The 6,434-nt window shown below is 46.0% G+C and carries 2 tRNA genes and 3 rRNA genes; all 5 read left to right on the top strand.

Features of this window, described 5'->3' with window-relative positions:
* Nucleotides 1-806: 806 nt before the first annotated feature.
* Nucleotides 807-2,323, top strand: a 16S ribosomal RNA gene (locus tag SOP96_RS19805).
* A 294-nt stretch (nucleotides 2,324-2,617) separates the two neighbouring features.
* Nucleotides 2,618-2,691 (top strand) — tRNA-Ile (locus SOP96_RS19800).
* Between the two features lie 82 nt (nucleotides 2,692-2,773).
* Nucleotides 2,774-2,847, top strand: a tRNA-Ala gene (locus SOP96_RS19795).
* 158 nt (nucleotides 2,848-3,005) lie between these two features.
* A 23S ribosomal RNA gene (locus SOP96_RS19790) occupies nucleotides 3,006-5,758 on the top strand.
* Between the two features lie 210 nt (nucleotides 5,759-5,968).
* Nucleotides 5,969-6,076 (top strand): 5S ribosomal RNA (gene rrf / locus SOP96_RS19785).
* Together the 16S, 23S and 5S rRNA genes with 2 tRNA genes alongside form the textbook arrangement of a ribosomal RNA operon.
* Nucleotides 6,077-6,434 lie beyond the last annotated feature (358 nt).

The raw sequence follows: 6,434 nt of genomic DNA, 5'->3' as shown, positions 1-6,434 counted from the left end.
TTTTTTTTTTTGGGGGTGCTGTTTTCGGCGTGCCCGCGTTTTTTTTTTTTCTTTTTTGGGGTTGGGGGCGTGTTCCCCCCCTAAACCCCATTACTGGAAAAGAGCTCATACACGCCGCTCGATCCGGGCTGGGGTGGAGGTCGCTTTGACGATAAAGAACAACAAAAGCCCTTTTTCCCGGCCCAACCTTCAAGGTTTTCAAAACCTTGAAGGTTTCCCTTCCTTCCCCTCTCAGACTTCCCTCACACCTTTCGCTTCTCCCTTTTTCCTTTTTCCTATTCTTTAATAAAATTAATCCATCGTACTCCCAGGGAGTTACGGTTAAATATTACCTAAAAGTAAATTTTATGTTAAATAAACTTGTTTTGTAACGGATAAAGTTTTTATCTTTGCCCCACTGAAAACGCAAGGAAGTAGGTAGCGCAGGGAAGCCTTTTAGGAGGCGTAAAATTAGAAACTCTTACATGGGGTACAGTCAGAAACTTTTACAATTTTTTTATAAAAAAACTTGTGGGTGAAAAAAAGATGAGTATCTTTGCAGTCCGGTAAAACGGGGCGCAGGAGTTGGATTGGCAGAATAGGGGATGAAGGATTAAGGTTACTAAAAAAACTTTAAAATTTTCTTCAGAACATTTGGCTGAATCAAAAATAATTTTTACTTTTGCACTCGCAAATACGGAGCATACACTGACAGAAAGAAGGCTTCGTAAGAAAGCGGAAGAAATGAAGATCATTGACATACAATATAACAACCAAGTAAGGAAAAACTAAAGCGTTAAAAAACTTTGAGAGAGACAGACAAACATACAATGGAGAGTTTGATCCTGGCTCAGGATGAACGCTAGCGGGAGGCCTAACACATGCAAGCTGAGCGGTAGAGATCTTTCGGGATCTTGAGAGCGGCGTACGGGTGCGGAACACGTGTGCAACCTGCCTTTATCAGGGGGATAGCCTTTCGAAAGGAAGATTAATACCCCATAATATTTTGGATGGCATCATTTAAAATTGAAAACTGAGGTGGATAAAGATGGGCACGCGCAAGATTAGATAGTTGGTGAGGTAACGGCTCACCAAGTCGATGATCTTTAGGGGGCCTGAGAGGGTGATCCCCCACACTGGTACTGAGACACGGACCAGACTCCTACGGGAGGCAGCAGTGAGGAATATTGGACAATGGGTTAGCGCCTGATCCAGCCATCCCGCGTGAAGGACGACGGCCCTATGGGTTGTAAACTTCTTTTGTACAGGGATAAACCTATCTACGTGTAGATAGCTGAAGGTACTGTACGAATAAGCACCGGCTAACTCCGTGCCAGCAGCCGCGGTAATACGGAGGGTGCAAGCGTTATCCGGATTTATTGGGTTTAAAGGGTCCGTAGGCGGATGTGTAAGTCAGTGGTGAAATCTCACAGCTCAACTGTGAAACTGCCATTGATACTGCATGTCTTGAGTAAGGTAGAAGTGGCTGGAATAAGTAGTGTAGCGGTGAAATGCATAGATATTACTTAGAACACCAATTGCGAAGGCAGGTCACTATGTCTTAACTGACGCTGATGGACGAAAGCGTGGGGAGCGAACAGGATTAGATACCCTGGTAGTCCACGCTGTAAACGATGCTTACTCGTTTTTGGGCTTTCGGGTTCAGAGACTAAGCGAAAGTGATAAGTAAGCCACCTGGGGAGTACGAACGCAAGTTTGAAACTCAAAGGAATTGACGGGGGCCCGCACAAGCGGTGGATTATGTGGTTTAATTCGATGATACGCGAGGAACCTTACCAAGGCTTAAATGGGAATTGACCGGTTTAGAAATAGACCTTCCTTCGGGCAATTTTCAAGGTGCTGCATGGTTGTCGTCAGCTCGTGCCGTGAGGTGTTAGGTTAAGTCCTGCAACGAGCGCAACCCCTGTTACTAGTTGCTACCATTAAGTTGAGGACTCTAGTAAGACTGCCTACGCAAGTAGAGAGGAAGGTGGGGATGACGTCAAATCATCACGGCCCTTACGCCTTGGGCCACACACGTAATACAATGGCCGGTACAGAGGGCCGCTACACAGCGATGTGATGCAAATCTCGAAAGCCGGTCTCAGTTCGGATTGGAGTCTGCAACTCGACTCTATGAAGCTGGAATCGCTAGTAATCGCGCATCAGCCATGGCGCGGTGAATACGTTCCCGGGCCTTGTACACACCGCCCGTCAAGCCATGGAAGTCTGGGGTACCTGAAGTCGGTGACCGTAACAGGAGCTGCCTAGGGTAAAACAGGTAACTAGGGCTAAGTCGTAACAAGGTAGCCGTACCGGAAGGTGCGGCTGGAACATCTCATTTTAGAGCGTCTTTTAGACGATAAACAAAATTAGTATCGCAAGATACAAGTACTTATCTCAAAGTAAAGCTTTAGTTTTTTTATTGGTTGGTTTTATAGTTAAAAGATAAAAGTTAAAGGAAAAAAGTTCATGCATTAAGCTTAGCTTCTTACCTCTTACTTTCAACTTTTTACCTGTAAAATATATAAAAAATACAAAACCCACTAGAAATTAGTATCAGGGAACAGAGAGACGGGGTACGAGTTAATGGATACGGATAACCCGGAACCAAAAACACGGAACTCGGAACACAAAGAGTCTCGTAGCTCAGCTGGTTAGAGCGCTACACTGATAATGTAGAGGTCGGCAGTTCGAGCCTGCCCGAGACTACTAATTAAAGCGGCTGGCAAATGGCTTATAGCTGATGGCAAAAAGCCAAAAGCAATTAGCAAGAAGCCAACAGCACCTAGAGGGGGAATTAGCTCAGCTGGCTAGAGCGCCTGCCTTGCACGCAGGAGGTCAAGGGTTCGACTCCCTTATTCTCCACAGTTTTGGAAGATTGATTTAAAAGTTACGGATGGAGCCAAAAACAACATCTGTTCATCAATCGGAAAAGAAGACATTAAGATCATTGACATTAACGGTAAAGACATCACAAAGAGAAAACCGAGCACTTATAAGTGCTTGAGTAACCTAAAAATAGGAAAGAAATCGTTAAGGGCGTATGGCGGATGCCTAGGCTTTCAGAGGCGACGAAGGACGTGGTAAGCTGCGAAAAGCTACGGGGATTGGCACACACGAATAGATCCGTAGATATCCGAATGGGGCAACCCGGCATGTTGAAGACATGTCACCTCGCAAGAGGAGCAAACCCGGAGAACTGAAACATCTAAGTACCCGGAGGAAAAGAAATCGAAGAGATTCCGTAAGTAGTGGCGAGCGAAAGCGGATTAGCCCAAAAGTCTTTATATATTTAGAAGAACGTACTGGAAAGTGCGGCCATAGACGGTGATAGCCCGGTAATCGAAAGGTATATTAAGATGATAAATGAGTAGGGCGGGACACGTGAAATCCTGTCTGAATATGGGGGGACCATCCTCCAAGGCTAAATACTCCTGAAAGACCGATAGTGAACAAGTACTGTGAAGGAAAGGTGAAAAGCACTTCGAATAGAAGGGTGAAATAGAACCTGAAACCGTACGCCTACAAGCGGTCGGAGCAGATAAATTCTGTGACGGCGTGCCTTTTGCATAATGAGCCTACGAGTTAATTTTACTAGCGAGGTTAAGGACTTCAGGTCCGGAGCCGGAGCGAAAGCGAGTCTGAATAGGGCGTATAGTTAGTAGGATTAGACGCGAAACCTTGTGATCTACCCATGGGCAGGTTGAAGCTTTGGTAACACAAAGTGGAGGACCGAACCGGTTGACGTTGAAAAGTCTTCGGATGACCTGTGGGTAGGGGTGAAAGGCCAATCAAACTGGGAGATAGCTCGTACTCTCCGAAATGCATTTAGGTGCAGCGTCGATTTATAGTTTATTAGAGGTAGAGCTACTGATTGGATGCGGGGGTTTCATCGCCTACCAATTCCTGACAAACTCCGAATGCTAATAAATGATGGTCGGCAGTGAGGGCATGGGTGCTAAGGTCCATGTCCGAGAGGGAAAGAACCCAGACCAACAGCTAAGGTCCCCAAATATATGTTAAGTTGAAGCAACGCGGTTGGACTGCATTGACAGCTAGGATGTTGGCTTGGAAGCAGCCATTCATTTAAAGAGTGCGTAACAGCTCACTAGTCGAGCGGTCCGGCATGGATAATAATCGGGCATAAACATATTACCGAAGCTATGGATTTGTATTAATACATCTGGTAGGAGAGCATTCTGTTTGCGCCGAAGCAGTATCGTGAGGTATTGTGGAGCGGACAGAAAAGAAAATGTAGGCATAAGTAACGATAAAGGGGGCGAGAAACCCCCTCACCGAAAGACTAAGGTTTCCTCAGCCATGCTAATCAGCTGAGGGTTAGTCGGGACCTAACGCGCACCCGAAAGGGGAAGTGGATGGACAATGGGTTAATATTCCCATACTTGCTCACACTAAAAAGGGGACGGAGTGCCGTACTTACTGAAGACTGACGGAATAGTCAAGACCTAGCCTTCGGGCGAAGTTGCTGTAGGGAAAGTGCTTCCAAGAAAAGCCGAAGTGAAGCAACCCGTACCAAAACCGACACAGGTGGTCGAGGAGAGAATCCTAAGGTGCTCGAGTGAGTCGTGGCTAAGGAACTAGGCAAAATAGTCTCGTAACTTCGGAAGAAGAGACGCCATCAGCAATGGTGGCCGCAGTGAAGAGGCCCAGGCGACTGTTTATCAAAAACACAGGACTCTGCTAAATCGAAAGATGCTGTATAGGGTCTGACACCTGCCCGGTGCTGGAAGGTTAAGGAAGGGCGTTAGGGTAACCGAAGCGTTTGACTGAAGCCCCAGTAAACGGCGGCCGTAACTATAACGGTCCTAAGGTAGCGAAATTCCTTGTCGGGTAAGTTCCGACCTGCACGAATGGTGTAACGATCTGGGCACTGTCTCAGCCACGAGCTCGGTGAAATTGTAGTATCGGTGAAGATGCCGATTACCCGCAATGGGACGAAAAGACCCTGTGAACCTTTACTATAACTTCGTATTGACTTTGAGTAAGTAATGTGTAGGATAGGTGGGAGGCTTTGAAGCAGGCACGCTAGTGCTTGTGGAGCCGCTGTTGAAATACCACCCTTTACTTACTTGGAGCCTAACTTCTTTAAGAAGGACATTGCGTGGTGGGTAGTTTGACTGGGGTGGTCGCCTCCAAAAGAGTAACGGAGGCTTTCAAAGGTACCCTCAGCACGCTTGGTAACCGTGCGTAGAGTGTAATGGCATAAGGGTGCTTGACTGTGAGACCTACAAGTCGATCAGGTGCGAAAGCAGGACATAGTGATCCGGTGGTTCCGTATGGAAGGGCCATCGCTCATAGGATAAAAGGTACTCCGGGGATAACAGGCTAGTCTCCCCCAAGAGCTCACATCGACGGGGAGGTTCGGCACCTCGATGTCGGCTCGTCACATCCTGGGGCTGGAGAAGGTCCCAAGGGTTGGGCTGTTCGCCCATTAAAGTGGCACGCGAGCTGGGTTCAGAACGTCGTGAGACAGTTCGGTCTCTATCTATTGCGGGCGTTAGATGTTTGAGAGGGCTTGATTCTAGTACGAGAGGACCGAATTGAACAAACCTCTGGTGTATCAGTTGTACCGCCAGGTGCACCGCTGAGTAGCTATGTTTGGAAGAGATAAACACTGAAAGCATATAAGTGTGAAACTCGCCTCAAGATGAGACATCTTTTAAGGGTCGTGGGAGATGACCACGTTGATAGGCTACAGGTGTAAAGTTGGTAACAGCATAGCCGAGTAGTACTAATTACCCGTAGATTTATAGCCTATAAGGATGCTTATGGCAGCTGGCCGATAGCTAATAGCTAAAAGCAAGCCGCTAACAACAAGCCTTATAAGTGCAACACTGGTTTTGCCTTTGTGATGAAATTTACCGATAAAAACATTTAATGTTTAAAGTTTAGGGTTCAAGGTTTAAAGTGTAACAGCAATAAACATCAAACCCGGAACACAAAACCTTAAATGATATACAACCTTTAGGGTGGTTTTAGCGGTGGGGCTCACCTGTTCCCATTCCGAACACAGAAGTTAAGCCCACCAGCGCCGATGGTACTGCTAACGCGGGAGAGTAGGTCGCCGCCAGTTTTTATTCAAACCTCATACAGCAATGTGTGGGGTTTTTTGTTTTATACCGGTAAGAGGTGAGGAAGTAAGAAGTGAGAAGTGAGAAGTGAGAAGTAAGAGGGGGATGTTCAGGGTTCAAGATTTAAGATTCAAGATTCAAGGTTCAAAGTTCAGGGTTTTAAGTTGAAGTTTAAGGTTCAATCAAGGTTCAGAGTTTTAAAGTTTAAAGTTTAAAGTTCAGGATATATTGTAGAAAATAAGCTGGCATATCATCATTCACTGGTTTACTTTTTATATTACCCAATTACCAATTACATATTACCCATTACTTATCAACATCCGATACCATTATTCATTCCTATAGTTCAAGGTTTATATC

Source organism: Chryseobacterium salviniae, assembly GCF_035819015.1.
GTDB lineage: Bacteria > Bacteroidota > Bacteroidia > Flavobacteriales > Weeksellaceae > Chryseobacterium > Chryseobacterium salviniae.
This window is presented reverse-complemented; position numbering and strand designations above follow the sequence as displayed.